The sequence below is a fragment of the Shewanella sp. 1180_01 genome, from assembly GCF_052850535.1.
This window is the reverse complement of the sequence record NZ_VXCT01000044.1, coordinates 1-19,928: the sequence shown is the minus strand read 5'-3', so window position 1 is coordinate 19,928 and position 19,928 is coordinate 1. Positions and strand designations below refer to the sequence as shown.

General features: G+C 42.7%; 18 protein-coding genes, 2 tRNA genes and 1 pseudogene. 7 read left to right on the top strand and 14 right to left on the bottom strand.

Annotation, left to right across the window (positions count from 1 at the left end; translation table 11 throughout):
• The first annotated feature begins 237 nt into the window (after positions 1-237).
• The gene (trxB, locus tag FW758_RS18380; RefSeq protein WP_011846834.1) at positions 238-1,191 is read left to right on the top strand and encodes a thioredoxin-disulfide reductase; all 954 of its coding nucleotides are present in this window, start codon (positions 238-240) and stop codon (positions 1,189-1,191) included.
• Between the two features lie 264 nt (positions 1,192-1,455).
• On the opposite strand, the gene rplT is transcribed toward trxB, so the two are convergent.
• From rplT to thrS, 4 genes are all read right to left on the bottom strand, one after another.
• A complete protein-coding gene (gene rplT, locus FW758_RS18375; RefSeq protein ID WP_006081652.1) occupies positions 1,456-1,812 on the bottom strand; it encodes a 50S ribosomal protein L20 in 357 nt (118 codons plus the stop codon).
• Between the two features lie 16 nt (positions 1,813-1,828).
• Complete coding sequence (gene rpmI / locus FW758_RS18370) at positions 1,829-2,023, bottom strand: 50S ribosomal protein L35 (protein WP_006081653.1); 195 nt, start codon at positions 2,021-2,023, stop codon at positions 1,829-1,831.
• Positions 2,024-2,107: 84 nt separating this feature from the next.
• The gene (infC, locus tag FW758_RS18365) at positions 2,108-2,650 is read right to left on the bottom strand and encodes a translation initiation factor IF-3 (RefSeq protein WP_012089240.1); all 543 of its coding nucleotides are present in this window, start codon (positions 2,648-2,650) and stop codon (positions 2,108-2,110) included.
• Positions 2,651-2,653: 3 nt separating this feature from the next.
• Entirely contained in the window at positions 2,654-4,582 is a 1,929-nt protein-coding gene (thrS, locus tag FW758_RS18360; protein WP_446446148.1) for a threonine--tRNA ligase, read from the bottom strand.
• A 291-nt stretch (positions 4,583-4,873) separates the two neighbouring features.
• On the opposite strand from thrS, the gene FW758_RS18355 reads away from it, so the two are divergent.
• Entirely contained in the window at positions 4,874-5,107 is a 234-nt protein-coding gene (locus tag FW758_RS18355) for a hypothetical protein (protein ID WP_446446147.1), read from the top strand.
• A gap of 314 nt (positions 5,108-5,421) precedes the next feature.
• Positions 5,422-5,622 (top strand): CPXCG motif-containing cysteine-rich protein, encoded by a 201-nt coding sequence (locus tag FW758_RS18350; RefSeq protein WP_006087488.1) that lies wholly within the window; start codon positions 5,422-5,424, stop codon positions 5,620-5,622.
• Positions 5,623-5,656: 34 nt separating this feature from the next.
• On the opposite strand, the gene FW758_RS18345 is transcribed toward FW758_RS18350, so the two are convergent.
• Complete coding sequence (locus FW758_RS18345) at positions 5,657-6,280, bottom strand: riboflavin synthase (RefSeq protein WP_012197183.1); 624 nt, start codon at positions 6,278-6,280, stop codon at positions 5,657-5,659.
• 33 nt (positions 6,281-6,313) lie between these two features.
• Between FW758_RS18345 and FW758_RS18340 the strand changes: the two genes are divergently transcribed.
• From FW758_RS18340 to FW758_RS18325, 4 genes and pseudogenes are all read left to right on the top strand, one after another.
• Positions 6,314-7,693 (top strand): MATE family efflux transporter, encoded by a 1,380-nt coding sequence (locus FW758_RS18340; protein ID WP_446446146.1) that lies wholly within the window; start codon positions 6,314-6,316, stop codon positions 7,691-7,693.
• Positions 7,694-8,204: 511 nt separating this feature from the next.
• A tRNA-Val gene (locus tag FW758_RS18335) sits at positions 8,205-8,281 on the top strand.
• A 38-nt stretch (positions 8,282-8,319) separates the two neighbouring features.
• A tRNA-Val gene (locus FW758_RS18330) sits at positions 8,320-8,396 on the top strand.
• Between the two features lie 480 nt (positions 8,397-8,876).
• Positions 8,877-8,974 (top strand): annotated as a pseudogene (locus tag FW758_RS18325) (IS30 family transposase); the annotation flags it as partial.
• A 247-nt stretch (positions 8,975-9,221) separates the two neighbouring features.
• On the opposite strand, the gene FW758_RS18320 reads toward FW758_RS18325, so the two are convergent.
• The 9 genes from FW758_RS18320 to FW758_RS18280 all read right to left on the bottom strand — a co-directional run bounded on the left by FW758_RS18320 (position 9,222) and on the right by FW758_RS18280 (position 19,900).
• Complete coding sequence (locus tag FW758_RS18320; RefSeq protein ID WP_351019348.1) at positions 9,222-9,515, bottom strand: YkgJ family cysteine cluster protein; 294 nt, start codon at positions 9,513-9,515, stop codon at positions 9,222-9,224.
• Between the two features lie 2 nt (positions 9,516-9,517).
• Positions 9,518-11,140, bottom strand: a complete 1,623-nt coding sequence (locus FW758_RS18315; protein WP_446446145.1) for a GTPase — start codon at positions 11,138-11,140, stop codon at positions 9,518-9,520.
• 1 nt (position 11,141) lies between these two features.
• Positions 11,142-12,992, bottom strand: a complete 1,851-nt coding sequence (locus FW758_RS18310) for a dynamin family protein (RefSeq protein ID WP_446446144.1) — start codon at positions 12,990-12,992, stop codon at positions 11,142-11,144.
• Between the two features lie 34 nt (positions 12,993-13,026).
• Positions 13,027-13,536 carry a hypothetical protein gene (locus FW758_RS18305; protein WP_446446143.1) on the bottom strand — a complete coding sequence of 170 codons (510 nt, stop codon included), beginning with the start codon at positions 13,534-13,536 and terminating at the stop codon, positions 13,027-13,029.
• 3 nt (positions 13,537-13,539) lie between these two features.
• A complete protein-coding gene (locus FW758_RS18300) occupies positions 13,540-14,379 on the bottom strand; it encodes a GTPase (protein ID WP_446446142.1) in 840 nt (279 codons plus the stop codon).
• Between the two features lie 198 nt (positions 14,380-14,577).
• Positions 14,578-15,561: a 5'-nucleotidase gene (locus tag FW758_RS18295; RefSeq protein ID WP_263166151.1), complete on the bottom strand. Its 984-nt coding sequence runs from the start codon at positions 15,559-15,561 to the stop codon at positions 14,578-14,580.
• A 171-nt stretch (positions 15,562-15,732) separates the two neighbouring features.
• Positions 15,733-15,900 carry a hypothetical protein gene (locus FW758_RS18290; protein WP_446446141.1) on the bottom strand — a complete coding sequence of 56 codons (168 nt, stop codon included), beginning with the start codon at positions 15,898-15,900 and terminating at the stop codon, positions 15,733-15,735.
• Positions 15,901-16,067: 167 nt separating this feature from the next.
• Positions 16,068-16,775, bottom strand: a complete 708-nt coding sequence (locus tag FW758_RS18285) for a DUF6933 domain-containing protein (protein ID WP_259563604.1) — start codon at positions 16,773-16,775, stop codon at positions 16,068-16,070.
• A 101-nt stretch (positions 16,776-16,876) separates the two neighbouring features.
• Positions 16,877-19,900, bottom strand: a complete 3,024-nt coding sequence (locus FW758_RS18280; RefSeq protein ID WP_446446140.1) for a DEAD/DEAH box helicase — start codon at positions 19,898-19,900, stop codon at positions 16,877-16,879.
• Positions 19,901-19,928 lie beyond the last annotated feature (28 nt).

The window sequence follows — 19,928 nt, the reverse complement described above, 5'->3', positions numbered from 1 at the left end:
GAACCAAAGCTTAAGCATGTGAATCGATAATCTCCCATATCCAAACTTGTCCCGTTCTTTCGTTAGTGATGCCCTCTCAAGCTGTTTATTTCGCCGCAGTAAAGTAAAAATGACGCTCTGAATACCAAAGCGCACTGACTCGATTAGCGTAATCTAAAAGAATCGCCCTCCAACACTTTACCCCCACAGGTAAATTCCCTACAATCCTTGCAATTTGCTAAAGGCACGGAGATAAAAATGAGCCAGGTCAGACATTGTAACTTATTGATTTTGGGTTCAGGCCCAGCAGGATATACCGCAGCCGTTTATGCTGCGCGTGCTAATTTAAAACCTGTGATGATCACAGGTATGCAGCAAGGTGGTCAATTAACCACTACGACTGAAGTTGAAAACTGGCCAGGTGACGCGGATGACTTAACTGGTCCAGCGTTGATGGAACGTATGCAGAAGCATGCTGAAAAGTTCGATACTGAAATCTTGTTCGATCACATCAACGAAGTGACCTTAACCGAGCGCCCTTTCCGTTTGAAAGGCGATAACGGCGAGTACACCTGTGATGCGCTGATCATCGCAACTGGCGCTTCTGCCCGTTACTTAGGATTAGAGTCAGAAGAAGCATTCAAGGGTCGCGGTGTATCAGCCTGTGCGACCTGTGATGGTTTCTTCTATCGCAATCAAAAAGTCGCTGTGATCGGTGGCGGTAACACTGCCGTTGAAGAAGCATTGTACTTAAGCAATATTGCCGCTGAAGTGCATCTGATCCACCGTCGTGACACCTTCCGCTCAGAAAAAATTCTGATCGACCGTCTGATGGACAAAGTTGCCAATGGCAACATCATTCTTCACTTAGATCAAACCATGGATGAAGTGGTTGGTGATGCTATGGGGGTGAACGGCCTGAAGATGAAGAGTACCAAAGATGGCTCTATTACTGACTTAGCCGTTGCTGGTGTGTTCGTCGCCATTGGTCACAGCCCTAATACCGGTATTTTTGAAGGTCAGTTGGAAATGAACCACGGTTATTTAAAAGTACAGAGCGGTTTGCAAGGTAACGCCACGCAAACCAGTATCGAAGGTGTTTATGCTTGTGGTGATGTGATGGACCAACATTATCGTCAAGCGATTACTTCTGCGGGCACAGGTTGTATGGCCGCACTCGATGCAGAGCGTTATTTAGACGCTAAAAAGTAACTAGATTCAATTTTTCAACGAATAGCAGGCTTAGCCTGCTATTTTTTTAGTCCAAAATCCTTAAGCGATTACAAAAAATTTTGTGAGCTTGCCAATCAGTACTGTTCACGCGTGCAGGTGTTTTTCCTTCACGATGCTTAATCTTGTACCAGTCAAATGAGCGCTTATAAGTGTTTAAGTAAATAACATCATTGGGTTAAGTCAAAAATGGCGCACAAAAAAAGGGACCAAATGGTCCCTTCTCTACAGCAACAAACTAATTTCTTAGTTTAACGCTTCTTTTGCTTTTTCAACTAAAGTTGCAAATACAACTTTGTCGAATACAGCGATGTCAGCCAAAATCTTACGATCGATTTCGATAGACGCCTTTTTCAGACCGTTGATGAAACGGCTGTAAGACAGACCATTTTGACGAGCGGCAGCATTAATACGTGCAATCCAAAGTTGACGGAATTGACGTTTTTTCTGACGACGGTCACGATAAGCATATTGACCAGCTTTAGTTACTGCTTGAACAGCAACACGGTAAGTACGGCTACGAGCGCCATAATAACCTTTAGCTAGTTTTAAAACTTTCTTGTGACGAGCACGAGCGGTTACACCACGCTTAACTCTTGGCATTTTCTAAACTCCTAAATTAAGCGTAAGGTAATTGACGCGCGATTGCTGGAACGTCAGCTTTTGATACTAAACATTTGGCACGTAAGTGACGTTTACGTTTAGTGCTTTTTTTCGTCAAAATGTGACGTAAGTGTGCTTGCTTGCGCTTGAAACCATTAGCGGTTTTCTTAAAACGCTTCGCTACACCCTTGTCTGTTTTCATTTTAGGCATTTCTAAAACTCCGCATTGGGATGTTTAATAAAAAGCAAGGCGAGCAAAGGCCATAGGCCTTTGCTACTTTAAGTTTTGCCCTACTTATTTCTTTTTAGGCGCTAGCACCATAATTGCTTGTCGGCCTTCCATTTTCGGGAAAGACTCAACAACCGCATACTCGTCCAAATCAGCCTTGATACGGTTCAATAGATCCATACCCAGGTTTTGGTGTGCCATTTCGCGACCTCGGAAACGTAGCGTAATCTTCGCTTTGTCCCCGTCTTCCAGAAAACGTATCAGGTTGCGTAGTTTTACCTGATAGTCGTTTTCGTCAGTTCCAGGACGGAATTTAATTTCCTTGACCTGAACCTGTTTTTGCTTCTTCTTTTGTTCCTTGGCTGACTTAGCCTTATCAAAAAGGAACTTACCGTAGTCCATAATGCGACATACTGGAGGTTCAGCATTTGGGCTGATTTCTACCAGGTCTACACCTGCTTCATCTGCCAAATTCTGAGCATCTCTGATGCTTACCACACCAATAGCTTCACCATCAATGCCAGTTAAGCGTACTTCTGGTACACCTGTGATTTCTTCATTGATTCTATTAGGGGCCGGCTGACGCCCTGCTGTTTTTTTGATCTTTATGACCTATTCCTCCAACAATTTGAGACTACGGAGCGAAATCTGTTGATGGATTTTAGTGGCGAAATCTTCACGTCGCATCTTACCTAAATCGATACCATCACGGGTACGCACCGCTACTTCCTTATTTTCCATTTCTTGATCGCCAACGACCAACAAATAAGGGACACGCCTTAAGGTGTGTTCGCGTATTTTAAAGCCTATTTTCTCATTCCTCAAGTCAAAAGACGCTCGAATACCTTGTTCTTTGAAGAATTTTACGACTTCTTCAACATAATCAGCCTGTTTATCAGTGATATTCATCACGACAACTTGCATTGGGGCTAACCAAGTTGGGAAACGTCCTGCATATTCTTCTATCAAGATACCCAAGAATCGTTCCAAAGAGCCTAAAATGGCACGATGGATCATCACTGGGGTCTGACGGCTATTATCTTCGGCAACGTAAGTTGCACCAAGACGGCTTGGCAACGCATAATCGAGCTGCACAGTACCACATTGCCACGCACGGTCCAAACAATCGTGTAAAGTAAATTCGATTTTTGGTCCGTAGAAGGCGCCTTCACCTGGCAAAATGGTGAATTCAATATTATTGTCACTCAGAGCTTGCTTAAGCGCTTCTTCCGCTCTGTCCCACATCGCATCGTCACCGATACGTTTTTCTGGGCGAGTCGACAATTTCACCACGATATTTTCAAAGCCGAAGGTGGCGTATGTATCGTAAACCATCTGGATACAAGCACTCACTTCCTCTTGAACTTGGCTGTCAGTACAGAAAATATGTGCGTCGTCTTGGGTAAAACCACGTACGCGCATTAATCCGTGCAACGAACCAGAAGGTTCATTACGGTGACAGCAACCAAACTCAGCCATACGTAATGGCAGGTCGCGGTATGATTTCAACCCTTGGTTGAAGATCTGCACGTGGCCTGGGCAGTTCATTGGCTTGATAGCATATTCGCGGTTTTCGCTGCTGGTCGTGAACATGGCTTCTGAGTATTTATCCCAGTGACCAGAACGTTCCCACAACACGCGGTCCATCATTAATGGGCCTTTCACTTCTTGGTAAGTGTATTGGTTTAACTTACGGCGAATGAATCTTTCTAATTCGAGGAAGATGCTCCAACCGTCGTTATGCCAGAACACCATACCTGGTGCTTCTTCTTGCATGTGATACAAGTCGAGCTGCTTACCGATTTTACGGTGGTCACGCTTAGCCGCTTCTTCAAGACGGGTTAAGTGTGTGCTCAAGGCTTTTTTGTCAGCCCAAGCAGTACCATAGATACGTTGCAACATCTTGTTTTCTGAGTTACCACGCCAGTAAGCGCCAGCAATGCTCATTAATTTGAAATGTTGGCAGAAACGCATGTTAGGCACGTGCGGTCCACGACACATGTCTGTGTATTCTTCGTGATGATACAGCGCAGGCGTCGCGTCTTTGCTGATGTTCTCATCCAGAATGGCAATCTTATAATCTTCGCCGCGCGCAGCGAATGTATCGCGCGCTTCTTGCCAGCTAACCACACGTTTTACAACGTCATAGTTAGTTTTTGCCAGTTGAAGCATGCGCTTTTCTAAGGCGTCGATGTCATCTTGAGTCAACTTGTGCTCAAGGTCGATATCATAGTAGAAGCCGTTATCGATAACTGGACCAATCGCCATCTTGGTTTCTGGCCACATTTGCTTAATCGCGTGACCTAATAAATGTGCGCAAGAATGGCGAAGAATTTCAACACCTTCTTCGTCTTTGGCGGTAATGATTGATAGCTCTGCATCGGTTTCAATGAGATCGCAAGCATCTTTTAATTCGCCATTAACACGGCCAGCGATACAAGCTTTCGCTAAACCTGGGCCAATATCGGCGGCAACATCGAGGGTCGATACAGCATGAGCAAACTCGCGTTTGCTACCATCGGGAAGTGTAATTACAGGCATGAAATGTCCTTTCCAGTGGTGACCCACACGTAGGGCCACTTGGTTTTAGTTAATGTAAGAGAAATGCTCGCTAGGTTAAGACAGTACAGGAGTCTTAGCCGCCTTGCGTAGCAGGGCGTTTATTCTAAGGGATTGTAGCTAAAAGGCGCAAGCATATTGGCCAGAATTGGGATTGAAAGCAAAAAGCAAATTCATGATTTTGCAGTGTCTTGGTAACTTAGCGGTCATCTAACTCCCCTATTCTGGCGCCAGTTTATTAGCCATCACTGAAAACATGACAAGGGAGTTGATATGTTGAACTGCATTCTACTGGCTGTGGCACTCACGAACACAGCCGCCGCTTTACCTGAGCCGCGGCATATAAGTACAAACGAACCTGAGATCGATACTCAAGTATTACTCGTTGATATTAAAAGTGAGCTTGAGCTACAGATGCAGCGTTTAACGCGGGATATTACCCAAAATGCCCGCGATGGCGTGTTACACAGCAGCGAAATGGAAGGGTTAGTCACGGTTAAGGACTAGATGCTAAAAAGTGTTGTTGATCCACTAAGCAAAGCATTTAACCAGAAGGTCTATCATGCTGCATTTTGATACCGACTTCGTCTAAGTCAGCGCACTGCACTCTGCTGTATACTCAAATAGGAAGCACTTAAATAGAGGCGCTCGAATAGGACGCACATAAACAGCACTCAGGTTTGCAAAACCAACGCGCACAACAATAAGTGCGATGAACGAACTAAGTGTGAGATGTACTGATTGAACTGAGTGATTCGCTCTATTCTATTGGGGCTCTGCTCTATTGTGGCTTTCTTCTATTAGCTATAAGGAGTTACACCATGAGAGTCATGAACAAAGTTATTGCTTGTCCCCACTGCGGGCACCATCAAGATATCAGTATCGATGCCAGCTGCGGAGATCAAGATTATTACGATGATTGCCGAATTTGTTGTAATCCCATTCACTTACGCTTACATATCGACGAATTGAGACGTACCGTTGAGCTGTATATCGATTCAGACGACGAGCAAATCTATTAAACGAGATTGCACTAAAGGCTGCGATGTCATGAAACTAACGGGCTTGTTCGTTAAAACGCCTGGCCAGCACGCGCTCGACAGTGTCGACGATAACTTGCGTTTGGCTGTCGATCTCAATATTGAGTTCATCACCCACTTTATACTGACTTAAATTGGTCAGTTTTAGGGTTTCAGGAATTAAGTGCAACTTAAAGCCGGAGTCACTCACCTCGCCTACCGTTAAGCTGCAGCCGTTAACGCCAACAAAACCTTTATAAAAAATGTAATCCATCCATTTAGGCTCAATGCCCAGTGTCAGATCATAATGCTGTTCTGTATGGCTAATATCAACGACTTTAGCCTTGGTATGAATATGGCCAGAGAGAATGTGACCACCAATTTCACTACCAAAAGTCAACGAACGCTCAACATTAACGCTTTGACCTATAGACAAATTAGCCAGATTCGTCAGTCGCAAGGTCTCTTCCACTACGTCGAAAAATACCCTATCATCAACGACCTGAGTCACAGTAAGACATACCCCGTTATTTGCCACACTTGCACCAATCGCAAGTCCCTCATGCAAATCAGGTTCGAACGCTACCTCAAGGGTATTTAGGCCATCTTTCTTATGTATTGCAACCACCTCGCAGGTGGCTTGAACTATACCTGTAAACATTTTCTGCTCGCTTAATCGTTAAAGGCTGTATTTATGAATAATTCAGGCTATCAAGCCAAACGTTTAATCCAATTGGCGCTGCCGGTGCTAATAGCTCAGGTCACTCAGACCATGATGGGCTTTATTGATACCGTTATGGCGGGCCGTGTTAGCGCGGTTGATATGGCCGCGGTGGCGGTCGGCACTAGCCTTTGGTTACCCGCTATTCTGTTTGTCCAAGGTTTGCTGATGGCTTTTACGCCTTTATTTGCCCACTACAATGGAGCGAATAATCAAAAAGCCATCCAACCTTTGGCCTTTCAAGGTGCCTATCTTGCCATCATTGGTGGCATTGGCGTGATGATTTTCCTCGCATCAGCGCCCTTTGTGCTTGGCCATATGGATTTAGAACCCGAATTATACCGCTTAACCATTGGATATCTCGACGGTATTTTATGGGGTGCGCCCGCATTTGTGCTTTATCAAGTGCTGCGCGGCTGTAGTGAAGGGATTTCTTACACGTTACCGACTATGGTCATTGGCTTTGTCGGCTTAGCAGTGAACATCCCCGCCAACTACATCTTTATTTACGGACACTTTGGCGTACCTCCGATGGGCGGGGCTGGCTGCGGTATTGCCACTGCCTTGGTTTTTTGGACCATGCTGATTGCTATGACTATTTATATGCAACTGCATAAGAAATTCGCGGCCTTGGCTCCTTTCAGTAAATTTCATCGTCCTGACTTTGAAACGATGAAAAAAATGACCAAACTCGGCATGCCGATAGCAATGGCGCTGTTTTTTGAAGTGAGTTTATTTGCCATTATCGCGCTGTTACTCGCCCCATTAGGCGCAACTGTGGTGGCAAGTCACCAGATAGCACTGAACTTTTCTGCCATCGTATTTATGCTGCCGTTATCTATTGGTATCGCGGTATCGATCCGAATTGGTTACTACTTAGGCCGTGATCGCGCCGATATTTCCGCAGTGGTTACCAAAGTGGGTTTATGGCTGGCGCTGTCCCTTGCATTATCAACTGCAGTCTTGACCGTCATATTTAGATTCCAGATTGCAGAGCTTTATAATGGTGATCCTGAAGTTGTCGCTTTAGCCGGCAGCTTGATGTTAATGGCTGCACTGTATCAATTATCTGATTCAGTCCAAGTGGTTGCTGCCGGAGCCCTACGTGGTTATAAAGATACCCGCAGTGCCTTTTATATCACGCTGTTTTCCTATTGGGGTATAGGGATGTCACTCGGTTATACCTTGGCTTATACGGATCATATCGTTCCTGCCATGGGTGCCCATGGTTTCTGGGCCGGATTGATTGCAGGCCTCACCTCGGCGGCGCTGCTATTTTTCATTCGACTGCGTTACATCCAAAAACATGGCGTGCATTTAAGCCTCATCGATGGTGATAGTGTGCATCATTGATAGCATTAACGGCGAGCATCGATGCTCGCCGTTTTGTTTATCGGTTTGATTTCGATGCCTTCTCTAATACCAATCACAATCAGTTCAGAGCCTCACAGGCATCTCAATCCAAGGCGCATTGACGCAGAAGTGGTCATTCCCTTTTAAGTCAATGCAACACCGGAGTGGGATGCCTGTGTGGCTCCCGAAGGCCGGCTGATGTTAACGGCATGGCAACGCGCTTTATACTGCGTTTAAGGCTTTAGACAGAGCACCACTATGCCCTAGCCTTCGCCTTGTCTAAAGCGCGTTGAACTCCCGCTGAATGAGCAGATATTTTATACGATTGGTATAAACGGATAATAAACTGCGGTTTTATCAGCGACTTTGCTGAAACACTGGACAAGTTGCACAGCAATTCACCATTTGACGACAAATTTGATTTTTTTGCTTGCCAGCCCTGCGCTATGCCCCTAATATAGCGCTCGTTCCAAGGCGCAACGCTTTTGAATAGCAAGTTAAAATTTACGATACACCCGTAGCTCAGTTGGTTAGAGCACTACCTTGACATGGTAGGGGTCGGTGGTTCGAGTCCACTCGGGTGTACCACTCTCTTCACAGAGTATAAAACGTGAAAATAATATAATACACCCGTAGCTCAGTTGGTTAGAGCACTACCTTGACATGGTAGGGGTCGGTGGTTCGAGTCCACTCGGGTGTACCATTTCTTGCTGTAATCTTATGAAATATCAAGTCTTCCATATTTTACAATCTAAAATACTTTACATTCCTCAGTGACAAACTCCAAAAATCTGTGCCAACTCTCCCTTAAAATATTATTTAAAACCCATTCGTTTTTTAAGAATTAAAGTCCTCTGCCGAATTTTTCAAAGTGCAAAATTACATTCAAAAGCTTAAAAAAGGCAGCTTGTGCCAAATCGGTGCCAAACATGTTGGCACAAGCGATTTTTGACAAGCTGAAACTAGACCACTACCCAAAAAGGCACAAGAGTCCTTATTATATTCACTAAGGATTGTTAACAGCTCGATTAAGCACTTTGATTCATATCGTCATCAAATATTGATAACTCTTTTAAACTGCTACTCCTTGGAACATAAATCCATTAAAATCTCGCTGTAAAATTTTTTCTAGTACGTGATCAGTTGCTTTTGCAAGCTCATAAAAAAACGTAACAACTTTGTGGTAAGCGATGGCATCATCTTGTTTGCACATAACAGGATAACTACCGACCTAAGAAATGTTTGAAGTTTAAGCATCCAGCTGTTGTATTTAAACAATAGCCCCTTAATTTGGCGAATATCATCCTTCGAAGTTGAATTCGGATTTAAAATTTATTCAACAGTTTTGCGCTTAGTTTCTCAAACATTGAAGGTTGCACTCTTTTTAACTCTTCACAACCACATTCCGGGCACTCTGTTCGTACATCATTGGGTAATAATACATCGCTTTTGGGCGCCCTAACTGAACTCCACTGGCATTGCGGGCAAATAAGTTTGTATGGTTTAGGTGGAAATGGCATGTTAAAGTTTACTCACTATTCAGTTTTGCTAAGCGTTGCAATTCATTGCAAATTTCAACATTAAGATCGACAAAGACGCTCCAGGAAACTAATGAAGATAAATTCGCTTGATAATAATCTTCTACGCGGCATACCAATGGACGCTCGTCATAAATAGTACAAAGGTGTGTTTGCTCATCGAAATGACGACAAACACCATCGCTACGATCAAGAAAAGCCGTTTCCACGCTCTCGTTCACTCTGCGGCAGCAAAGTCCACAAGCATTACATGGGAACGGCTTAGGTATTGTCAGAGTCATCATTGCTATATCGTTGTTAGCAAAGTCTGAGCTCTCATTAAAGCAACACTATTTGCCTTTTCTTGCTCGTTAGCACTAGTTTGCGCTGACTCTACTTTTGACAGCATTTGTTGAAGGGCAGGCTCCAGTTCCTGACGCAAAATTTGATTCATCGCGCGCTCAAACTGTTCTCCCAGATCTTTAGCTGTATCTTCAACCTGCTGCTCAAATCGTTCACGTTCCAGCTGAACTTTTGCTGCATGTTCACGCATTTCTTTATCAGAGGGGTCTTCTGAAAATAAATCGTAAATAGAAGAAATAACAGTAATCCCCGTACCTACGTATGGGATCCATTTGCCGATAACTTGGCCAGCCCATTTCTCCATGGTTTTTGGCCCAATTCCTTTCATTAATGAAGGTGCCCAGTCTTTAACCAACTTTAATCCACCAACAATATGCTCTGGCTTCGCCATTTTTACGACAGAGCTCGCCGCATTACCCAAAACCTCTTTATTTATCCCTCTTTGATTATTAGGATCTTTAGATTCTGAAGCCGAGAAATGTGGAACGTCATTAATACTCGGTCCCTCGTGCTGTGCATTTAAGAGCGCCGACATTGTTTCAACATCATCGTTGAATTGGCTCATCAAGTACTGTAACTCGTCATCCATAACAGCGACAACAGCTTTACCCGACTCTTCAAAGACTTGCTCAAGCAATGCAATACAGCCTTCGGGGTTTTGATGCATGGCAGATTTACTTTTAACTGTAATATTTTTTCGATTGCTAGCAATTTCGCGGTAAATATTATCCCGGCACTGGCTTTGGTTGGCGATCAACTTACGACACAATTCTTTATAGTGACTGAGTAGTTCATTACTGTCAGCATTTGTTAATTGCTGAATAAATTGGCTCAAAAATACTTGCAGAGAATAAGCCAAACGACTGTTGACATCTTCTGGACTAATAGAAGTAAAAAAGCTATTAAGTGAGATCTCAAGTTCAATGATACCGCTATGCTCTACCAAGCCTTGTTGCATCGCTAACTTCCCTTTTAAGGCACTAGCTGCATTAACACGCAATATCGGGATATCGGTCAAAACCTCACTAAGACCTTGAGCAACAGCCAGAGACTGAATCCTTGCGCGAGTATCATTTTTTAGACGAATAAAGTCCTCTTGAGAAAGCGGGCTTTTTTCATTGAATACCAAAAATACCTTTTTTCTCTTATAAATTAAATCAATAAGCTTACCAAGGGTTTTCTCTTCTTCCGCGGCTCCAGATGGGTTGACAACAAATATTACTGCGTCTGCAAGCATCATTTGTGCTTGTGTCACCTGTTCATGCGCTAATGGCGCATCAACACCAGGGGTGTCTAGGATGCTAAAGTTATTCCATTGATAAGCCTTAACATCTGCCGTTAAAGGCACATCCCCTGTAGGAGCTACGTCTGAACCAACCAATGCATTTATCAGGGTGCTTTTACCGGCATTGTAAATGCCGTATACCATGACACTTAGTTCAGGCGAGGCCTTTTTATCTTCAAATAATGTTTCAACATCCCTAAATGCTGCCTGCATATCAGGATATTCAACAATTAGCTTTTTCGTTTCTGCATAGGCTCTATAAAGTTCAGCACTCGTCTTCATCTTAAACTCCATTTTTTACGATTTTTTGCAGCGATAGGGCTTTCAGTGCTTCGACCCGCTCATTCACTTCGCGTAGTTCGGTGGCAAGCTGTCGTGTCATTGTCCTCATTTCAGCCAATACATTTGTAAGCACTTTTTTAGATTCATCCTCGATCACAGTCTTTACAACTCTCGCATAGTTATCGCGTATCTCTTTTTTCAGTGACTCTAGATTATCACCGACATTTAACTCTATCGTTTTCGTCTTTAATTTGGCATCACTACCAAATGCGCTACCAGCCATACTACCAGCCCCACCTGCCAATGATGCCCCCAAAGCTGCACCAGCAGGACCACCTAGCATAAAGCCCGCGACTCCGCCAGCAACTAAGCCGCCCAATCCACCCCAACCGCTATTACGATTTTTTGTGCCGGCCTGATAGCCTGCAGAGATCTGCTCAGTGACTTTTTCTATTGAGAAATTCGGCAATTCCAGTGACGCTGAATACCAAGTATTATCCACAGCATGTTTCAACTCTTTGGTGATATCCGCTAATCCACTTTCTAAAGCAATGCCAATAACTTGCTGAAGCTTGTCATCCCAACTTCGACGAGCGTACCTCAACTCTTGATTCATCTGCTCATCATCATCACGATAATTCTCTAACGTGTTAAATGTATCATCGATGATTGCATACATCTCTTTCTGCGCCTCTCGAGTGTATCTCGCCATAACCTTTGGCACAGAGCTCTCCAAATGCGCAATCTCTGCATCTAGGTCATTTGTCAATTTTGTATAGGGCAATAATTCCTTTCGGCACTTGTCTAAGAAATTACTGAAATTCGTCATTGGAACGGCGCGCTTTATCTGCACGCCTTGGTTTTGAGAAATGCTGTGCAATCGACTAAATAGTTGAACCATGCCGCTGTTTTGCATCTCCTTAGGATCGGTTAAGTGCTCTTGAGCGTAACGGGCGGAGTTAGAAAGAATATCGTTACTGTCAATGCCTTCTAATTCTTTGGCGATGTACTCTCGCTGCTGCTGCCGCGTTTCTTTCGACTTCATTTGAACTCGGGAAACAGGCTCTCCCAGTTCATCGTCCCAATCCTCTTCATTGACATCACTTCCGGTAATCAGAATAAGTGTTTCCTTTCCCTTATTTTTGAGCTCTCTGATTTCTTTTAAATCGCTGGCACGACCTGGTGAGCCTGAACTCATGGTATAGAGAATTAAATCTGCATGAGACACATACTCTTGCGCCAATTTACCGTTAATATCATTCACTGAATGCAACCCTGGTGAATCCACCCAAGTTAAACCAGGAAGACGAAAACCTTGAATAGAGCTGGTCGCTTCCGTCGCTCCCACGCGAAACTCTCTACGACGCTTCGCTTCATCATCAGCATCACCGTTTACAACGTTGGTATTGGCAGCAGTAAAATACTCAGGCAGCAATGATATTGGGACACTAGCTTTTAAATTTTCCGAAGGATCTGTATGACCCCATGCTATATAGTTACCCAACGAGCTCTTACCTGATTTGACCTTACCAAATACAAATACCAACAGAGAATCCTGGAAATCCTGACGAAAACTCAACCCTTTATCATATGAAGCCAAATTAGCCTGCCACGCTTTGTCTGTATCACTGATAGCAGACAAAATGCCATCAATTTGACGACTGAGCGGATTTCCCTCTGGTAAACGTTTCTTTGCTTGTCTGATATGCGATTCCATACGCACCGCAAAAGTTTTTTGAGCCTTTTGAAACTCGCTATCCAGCTTTTTGGCATCAACTAACGATGCCATAAAATCACTTTTCAACGTCTGAAATGACGTCAACAACTGTTCACGTAAAATAAGGTCTGACATCCTTTATCTATCCTTTTAATCCATTTAAAAGTACTTAAAGCTTTTCGCGCAACGTTTTTAATTGAACAAGCTTGTGGTCTATTTCTTTTAGTCTGACTGGAACGTTCATTAATTCCTCTTCCGGTTCAAGTTCCACATCATACAAAGACTCCAATTTAACTAAGTAGTCCTGTGTTTCTTGAGGTAAAAACTGAAGGTCATAAACCTCCACGTATGTTGGACTAACCGGATTGTGAAACTCTTCATCATTATCCAAAATAGCTTTAAATGGTTTATCGCCAAGCAAGATCACTTTTATTTGACCATCTAAACTTTGTTGCAGATCATTTGCTCTCTGCATGCCTTCTTGGACAAACGCCTCTTTCATGCTCTCCAGTTTTCCTTTGTGGGCACGCGTCTTGCGTTCCTGCTCTGCCCGTTCTCTACGACGACGCTCTTCGTCACCATTTCCGCCACTCCCAGAGTCACTATCATCACTGAAAGCAGAGACCGCAGCCGCTCCAAGTGCAACTACTGCCGCACCAATCAACCAAGGTAACGCCATATTTTACTCTCCCCGTAATCTTTCATTCAGGTATTCGGTTTTTTTCAAAGTCATGCTGAGATCTAACGAGAGCATGGCGTCGTTAAAGCGGGCAAAATTCCAGTACAAATCATCTTCTAATTGCAGTTTTTCATCATTGAGCGCTTCTTCAGCAGCCGAGATATCCAATAACAATGTATTCTGTGCATGACGTATTCTTTCTTCACGAACAGCCCGTACATCAATCCCCAAAGTTTCAATATGCTGCTTCAATTCTTGTAAATGACTGGCTTTCACTAAGCCATCCTTATGCTGTTGAATCCCCTTGTGAAAACGAGTTCCAGAAATGAGAAAACTTTCAGGTGCAAAACCCAAATGAAGATGACATTGCTCAAGCACTTTTTGCTCAATCTGTTCAATCTTCTCTAAGCTTTCTGCATCAGCTTTACTGATGACAAGGACGATATTTTTCTCAGCATAAACGCCAAATGATTCTTTCAACTGCTTAAGAAAATCGAGTTCAATTTTCTCGAGTTCTCCTTTAGGCTGGTGCACAAATAACACCACGTCTGCTTTTGCGGCGCCATCCATCGCAACTTGATCATCAGCGTCATGAGCATCCAAACCTGGCGTATCGAGGAAAATATAAGACTCTCCCTCAAACTGCCTTAGTTCGGCGGTCTCTCGGACATCATTAGTTGGAAAATACTCTGCGTTATAGTGGTGAGTGAGCATGTTCAGCAAATAGCTTTTACCTGCATTCATCATTCCCCAAACGGCGATAACAGGTTTATCCTGTACCTGCTTTCTCGCCAATATATCTGATGCCTGTTTCAGCAATACATCTAAATCTGCTGAGGCCATCGAATCCTTAGCCGTCATACGTGTTCCTTGTTAGGTTGTCCGAATATTTACAATCTAGCTTTGGTATGTAGACAATCGTATTTAGACCATTGCTAGAGCCCTTAAAACAGCAATGTGCTAACTGCACAGCGCTTTCAATTTCCAACCGCAGTTCTCACACTGCCAAGCCATATTTCCAAGTGGCATAACCATTATTAATTACTCCCTGTGTTTTGACATGAGATCACTTGCTAACTTTTCAGACAATGCTGAATCACTAAGATAAGGGACTTTTCCGGAAGGAACTAAATTAGCAGCAGCATCAAGGTGCACGTCCTGATCATCGAAGAAGATGTGAGGCCGAAAGGCTTTTAACACTTTAGTCTTCTCTACTCCCCCTAAGAAAAAAGCCTCATCAACATACACGCCCCAATGCCTTAAGGTTTTAATTACTCGCATCTCCGAAGGGCTATTACGAGCAGTGACTAATGCAATGCGGATCGGTGAGTATTCAACGCGAATGGGTAATCTATCCTGCAAGCGAGACAACTTATGCAATAAACTGGCGTAAGGCCCCTCTGCCATTGGGATATTTTGTTTTGCGTCTTCTTGAGCATGAAAGGCTTCCATGCCTTGGGTTTTGTAAACTAATTCACTTTCATCGGAAAACAATACGGCATCACCATCGAAAGCGATGCGGACTTGACCCTCTGGTATTTCCGGTGCATCCGTTGGCGGCGCTTTTAATATTGCCGCGGCGCAGTTCTTGGAATCAATCACCTGCTGAGCATCTTTAACATTGGTGGTGAGAAACAGGTCCACATCAAAGGCATCGAGATAATCGGCTACGGTTTCGCCCGCTGTAAAGGCTGAACGGGTAATGTTGAGCTTGTCGTGGCGAATAGTATTAAGCACCCGAAGACCGGTATCTGGGCTGTTTTGTGACATCACCACAACTTCAACAAGAGGGCTATTGCCCTGCTGATATTGATTAAGGCCAAGTAAAGCTTTGATCAGAGGGTAACCGGTCCCAGGTTTTAGCGGCTCATCTTCGTGTGCCAGCATAAACTCGCGGTATTTTTCTATGGCAGTATCAGGATCTGATTCAAAGGTTTTTCTGAAAATTTGGTCAGATTCAGCCATATCGAATAAGGCCGTGGCTGAAATACCAACGACTAATGTATTAGAGAGATCTAGTGGCATAAAAACATCCTTGTTTCAGTGGCTTGTATTCAAGCATGAAGCTTTGCTGAACTCAATTTTTTTGATAGAAAAGTTAAATAATCATAAAAAATACTGCTGAATACACAGCATATCCATTTAATGGAATTCGGCTTGTTACCTTTGTTTAATACTATTCCTAAGCTAGTCATATTAATCCTTTAACTGTTTTTGCTGGTCAAGCTCGGTATCCTGGCTTGCTATGTTTTTACTAACAGGCACTTCATAGGTGTCGCCTTTGACAAGGTATACTAGCAAGGCGATGGCGTTGATGATCAAAATCACCATTAACAGGGCTAACAGTAACAACAGCTTGGACATTGCTCATACCTTTTCAATAAATGTATGACGACTAATGCCAGAACTGCGCCACAATCACGCCAACAGCTATAAGTTATTTAAACACTTATATTTCAATTTCTTGCGACAAATTTGTTTAATCACACCAATTAAACTAGGTAATCAATCTTAACAATTGGTAATTATTATTACTTTCTGTAATCACTCAATTGCACTATCTTGTCGCCAGCAAGAGTACTATTTTCAGCCGTATTAGTAACAGATGCTAAATCTGGCTTTGCTGGTAGTGGTTGCGGTTCCATTAAAATATCTTGGCAGTAATCCATCATCTTTACTATTGGTAGAAATTTTTGTTTTTGATTTTTAGCTCGCTTCATTTGAGTGTTTAGATGAATCGATAAATCGGTGCACAAATCAGATGGCAGCTCATTAAGCCCCTGCTCCTCCAACATTTGGGTTACCCAAAGCGCGGCATCGCTAATATGTCCGCTAATGCTTAAATCGGTATTTTTAACCCAATGAATATCCATGTTTAGTTCAGATAACTCACTTAATAACATCGCAATATCACTGCTTGGTATGGCGCGGAGCTGCTGCAAGGTTTCTGCTAATGAATATTGCCACTCCATTTGTAAGCGTGCAGCTAATTCATCCAGCGTTAGTTTTGTATCAGCGGGTATAAATACAGTAAAACGGCTGTTTGCTTCACAGGCAATAATGGTTTTGTGACGTGATTTATAGGCATTATCGATAATATGTACTTGCCAGCAACAGGTGTGATTATCTGACGCTAAGCTATGGACCCCGACTCTCTGGCCATCTTTCTCAGGCAAGCGAGACAAGTCGGCTTTAAGCCATTTGTTGAGTGCATTGGTTGCGGATAGTAATAATTTCATACTTTTTTTATCGTTCCCGTTACAAGAATCACAACAACGAATCAAATTTAGATATAAGAATCGATGAATAGCAGCTTCCCTGTGACATGTTTAAATATTCCCTACAAGCCCATTGAAGACATAAGCTCATGTTCACAGACTGCTTCTGGCGTTACTACTGCATCACTGAGCATCGTTTTCTTTGCTAATAACTTGTCTAAATTCACATCAAACGAATCATACTCTGGATGTAAAAGGCAGGGTAAATGAACAAAAACAGGTTTTTCCTGACCAATTCGATAGACTCGATCTGTTGCTTGAGCTTCTTTTGCCGGGTTCCAATGGCGCTCTAGATGCACTACATGATTTGCGCCAACAACGGTCAATCCTACGCCAGCAGCAACAGGTGACATAATGATAATATTAAAGCCTTCTCTCGACTCAAAGTCAGTAATCATGCCTTTACGAGACAGTTGGTCCTTCTTCGTTGCAATCGCTTTACTATCACCATTAATGACATGAATCTGTAAAGCATAAATTTTGTCTAAACAAATTTTAAGCACTGCCTGAAGCTTTTTAGTCGTCGCAAAAATAATGACTTTTTCTTGTTTGTTTTTTATATCTGCCAAGATATCTAATAACATAAGCAATTTTTCAGATTCATTCAGCATATTAAGCGCTTCTTTAGCGGTATTTGGTGGCGCTTTAAAAATCTCATTCAGCCTTGGGTGTAAACTAACCGCTCTTAATTGCTGAAGCACTGCTAAAGCATGAGTGCCGCCCTGTTCCTTTGCTTTAGCTTTTCTGTAGTCTTCAACAATTTGGTTATATCCAAGTAACTGACCACCGCTCATATTACGAGCGAGCTCGGGTGTAAATAACATGTTGTCAGCAAGATCTTTATGAATACCTGTTTTTATTGTTTTCTTTGGCATTCCCGTTAATTCTTCTTCCTTGGTGCGGCGTAACATAAACTGCCCAACGGAGGTGCGTAAATCATGACCAATGTCTAAGCGAATCTCCGCTTTTTCTTCATCATTAGCATTGCTAATTGGTTTTATCCAACGATCTCTAAAATAGCTCCAATCACCTAGTAAACCAGGTTGAGCAGTATCCATTAAACACCAAAACTCACTTAAGCTGTTTTCAACCGGCGTTCCTGTGGCAAGGAGTTTAAAGTCAGCTTTTAAAGCCTTCGCCGCACGAGTAGCTTGAGTATTAGGGTTTTTAATATTTTGTGCTTCATCAAACACAACAATCCCCCAATCAATCACGCATAAAGAAAACTGGTAATCTCGAAGCGTTTGGTATGTCGTAATAACAACGCGTCTATCCATATCTAAGCGTTTTGTTGCAGCATCTGCACCCACATTCAAAGCATAACGAATAGCTTTATGATCAGCTTGTGAATCATTCATCACTGTCGTTAGTTGCATCGATTCACGTTCAGCCCCTTGAACTTTAAACTCTCTTAAATCCCTAGCAGACTGTAATACTTTTATATCTCGAAATGGCGAATGCTTAAACGTTACTGCCACTTCTTGCTCCCAGTTTTCTAGTAAGCTAAGCGGAGCGACTATTAATATAGGCTTTTCTGATTTATTGCTTTGCTTTTGGATTGATAAATATTCGGCTAGCATGACTAGCGTCATATAGGTTTTACCTAATCCCATATCATCGGCTAATAAAGCGCCTTGAACGCGATACATATCGTCATAATTATCTAATTGTGAAGATTTAAGTAACGACAGCATCCAGCTAATACCAGACTCTTGATGAGGGAAAGGGGTACGAGCTAAGTTAGTTCGATTAAAACTAATTGTTCGATCTAACTGTGCGACCTTATTTACAATATCTTGATTATGATCTTCTGCATCTTTTAGCAATAAAGACACTTGCTCTTTACGGTCCGGAACATCATCAAAACCAGGTAGGTCAGAGTCATTAATAGGATTTGCTAAATTGTCCCTTACCTCTGCAAGCGCTTCATTTACACGCTGCTCATCACGAATATCAATGATTTCATTATCAACAATGACACTGTCGGCATTTTGACCTTTAGCTTGCTCGTAACTTTGTTCAAAAGAAGCTATATCTTCTTCACATTCAAGCAGCCTAACTAAACGCTCTGGAGGTTCACTCGCAGCATTAGTTGAAAACCAGCCGTTACTTCCATCATTATCTTGCCCAAAGGGAATATGAACCATCTTCCCGATACCATAAACACGAATGGAAAAACCTAAATCAAGATTAAGAATGGATGCATCTAAAAAAGCGGATGGTGTTTTAATAAATTCTGCGACTTTGTGTGCTGGAATGGTCCGATTTTGCAATACTTCTTTTATGGCTTGTTTTTTATCATCTGACAACAACACAATGCGATCTTTTACTCGCATTACCTGTCCGTCACCTTGTAACTGAGCAAATCGATTTTGTAAATCTTCTGATGATGAACCATCACCAAAGCTTGGGCTAAGCTCTAAGCTACCATCTGCTTTTTGGTTAGCGGTAACAGTAATTTGCTCTGGTTGGACTAAATCAAATTTATCAAACTGCTTTAAATCTAGTTTTAAACCGTCTTTAACCGCTTGCTGCAACCTGGCGATAGCCAAAACATTATTAAGTTCAGTGCGGTCATCTGGTGTAAGAGATGAATGATCTTCTACAGCCAAAACAGCATTAAGCTGCTCAGGTGTCATTAAAAACTGTGTTTGTTCACTAAAAGCCAGTATGGGCCCTTTTCTTTTGACGGGATATTTTTGATGACCAAGCATTGTAAACAACTGCAATGTAAAACTACTTTTAGTTGTTCTGCCTTGAATATCAATGTCAAAATCGTGACTACAAAAAGGTGGCAGTCCAAGTACTTCTGCATCTTCTGGGTCGAGTAAACAAGCTTGATCGCTATCCACTCTAAAGCCATTAGGTATCGTTTCTGCAATGTCTCTTTCTTGCAGCATTTTTAACACAACATGCGCAATGAGCTGACTGCCGCCGCCCTCACCTTTGTTTAAACAATGGTAAGAAGCCTCGTCTGTTACAAAGTTAACGCCATATGAGTCATACACTAAGGAATATCTATCGTCTGCTAAATGACTATTTTTATTGTTAGGCAAAAGCCCTTTTATCAAACTAACAAGTGACATGGGTGTATTAATTCCTTTCAAATATTAC

What these genes read in the sequence shown, in the direction of transcription:
- trxB (WP_011846834.1), top strand. Translation starts at nt 238, where the DNA reads ATGAGCCAGGTCAGACATTGTAACTTATTGATTTTGGGTTCAGGCCCA.
- rplT (WP_006081652.1), bottom strand. Translation starts at nt 1,812, where the DNA reads ATGCCAAGAGTTAAGCGTGGTGTAACCGCTCGTGCTCGTCACAAGAAA.
- rpmI (WP_006081653.1), bottom strand. Translation starts at nt 2,023, where the DNA reads ATGCCTAAAATGAAAACAGACAAGGGTGTAGCGAAGCGTTTTAAGAAA.
- thrS (WP_446446148.1), bottom strand. Translation starts at nt 4,582, where the DNA reads ATGCCTGTAATTACACTTCCCGATGGTAGCAAACGCGAGTTTGCTCAT.
- FW758_RS18355 (WP_446446147.1), top strand. Translation starts at nt 4,874, where the DNA reads ATGTTGAACTGCATTCTACTGGCTGTGGCACTCACGAACACAGCCGCC.
- FW758_RS18350 (WP_006087488.1), top strand. Translation starts at nt 5,422, where the DNA reads ATGAGAGTCATGAACAAAGTTATTGCTTGTCCCCACTGCGGGCACCAT.
- FW758_RS18345 (WP_012197183.1), bottom strand. Translation starts at nt 6,280, where the DNA reads ATGTTTACAGGTATAGTTCAAGCCACCTGCGAGGTGGTTGCAATACAT.
- FW758_RS18340 (WP_446446146.1), top strand. Translation starts at nt 6,314, where the DNA reads ATGAATAATTCAGGCTATCAAGCCAAACGTTTAATCCAATTGGCGCTG.
- FW758_RS18320 (WP_351019348.1), bottom strand. Translation starts at nt 9,515, where the DNA reads ATGATGACTCTGACAATACCTAAGCCGTTCCCATGTAATGCTTGTGGA.
- FW758_RS18315 (WP_446446145.1), bottom strand. Translation starts at nt 11,140, where the DNA reads ATGAAGACGAGTGCTGAACTTTATAGAGCCTATGCAGAAACGAAAAAG.
- FW758_RS18310 (WP_446446144.1), bottom strand. Translation starts at nt 12,992, where the DNA reads ATGTCAGACCTTATTTTACGTGAACAGTTGTTGACGTCATTTCAGACG.
- FW758_RS18305 (WP_446446143.1), bottom strand. Translation starts at nt 13,536, where the DNA reads ATGGCGTTACCTTGGTTGATTGGTGCGGCAGTAGTTGCACTTGGAGCG.
- FW758_RS18300 (WP_446446142.1), bottom strand. Translation starts at nt 14,379, where the DNA reads ATGGCCTCAGCAGATTTAGATGTATTGCTGAAACAGGCATCAGATATA.
- FW758_RS18295 (WP_263166151.1), bottom strand. Translation starts at nt 15,561, where the DNA reads ATGCCACTAGATCTCTCTAATACATTAGTCGTTGGTATTTCAGCCACG.
- FW758_RS18290 (WP_446446141.1), bottom strand. Translation starts at nt 15,900, where the DNA reads ATGTCCAAGCTGTTGTTACTGTTAGCCCTGTTAATGGTGATTTTGATC.
- FW758_RS18285 (WP_259563604.1), bottom strand. Translation starts at nt 16,775, where the DNA reads ATGAAATTATTACTATCCGCAACCAATGCACTCAACAAATGGCTTAAA.
- FW758_RS18280 (WP_446446140.1), bottom strand. Translation starts at nt 19,900, where the DNA reads ATGTCACTTGTTAGTTTGATAAAAGGGCTTTTGCCTAACAATAAAAAT.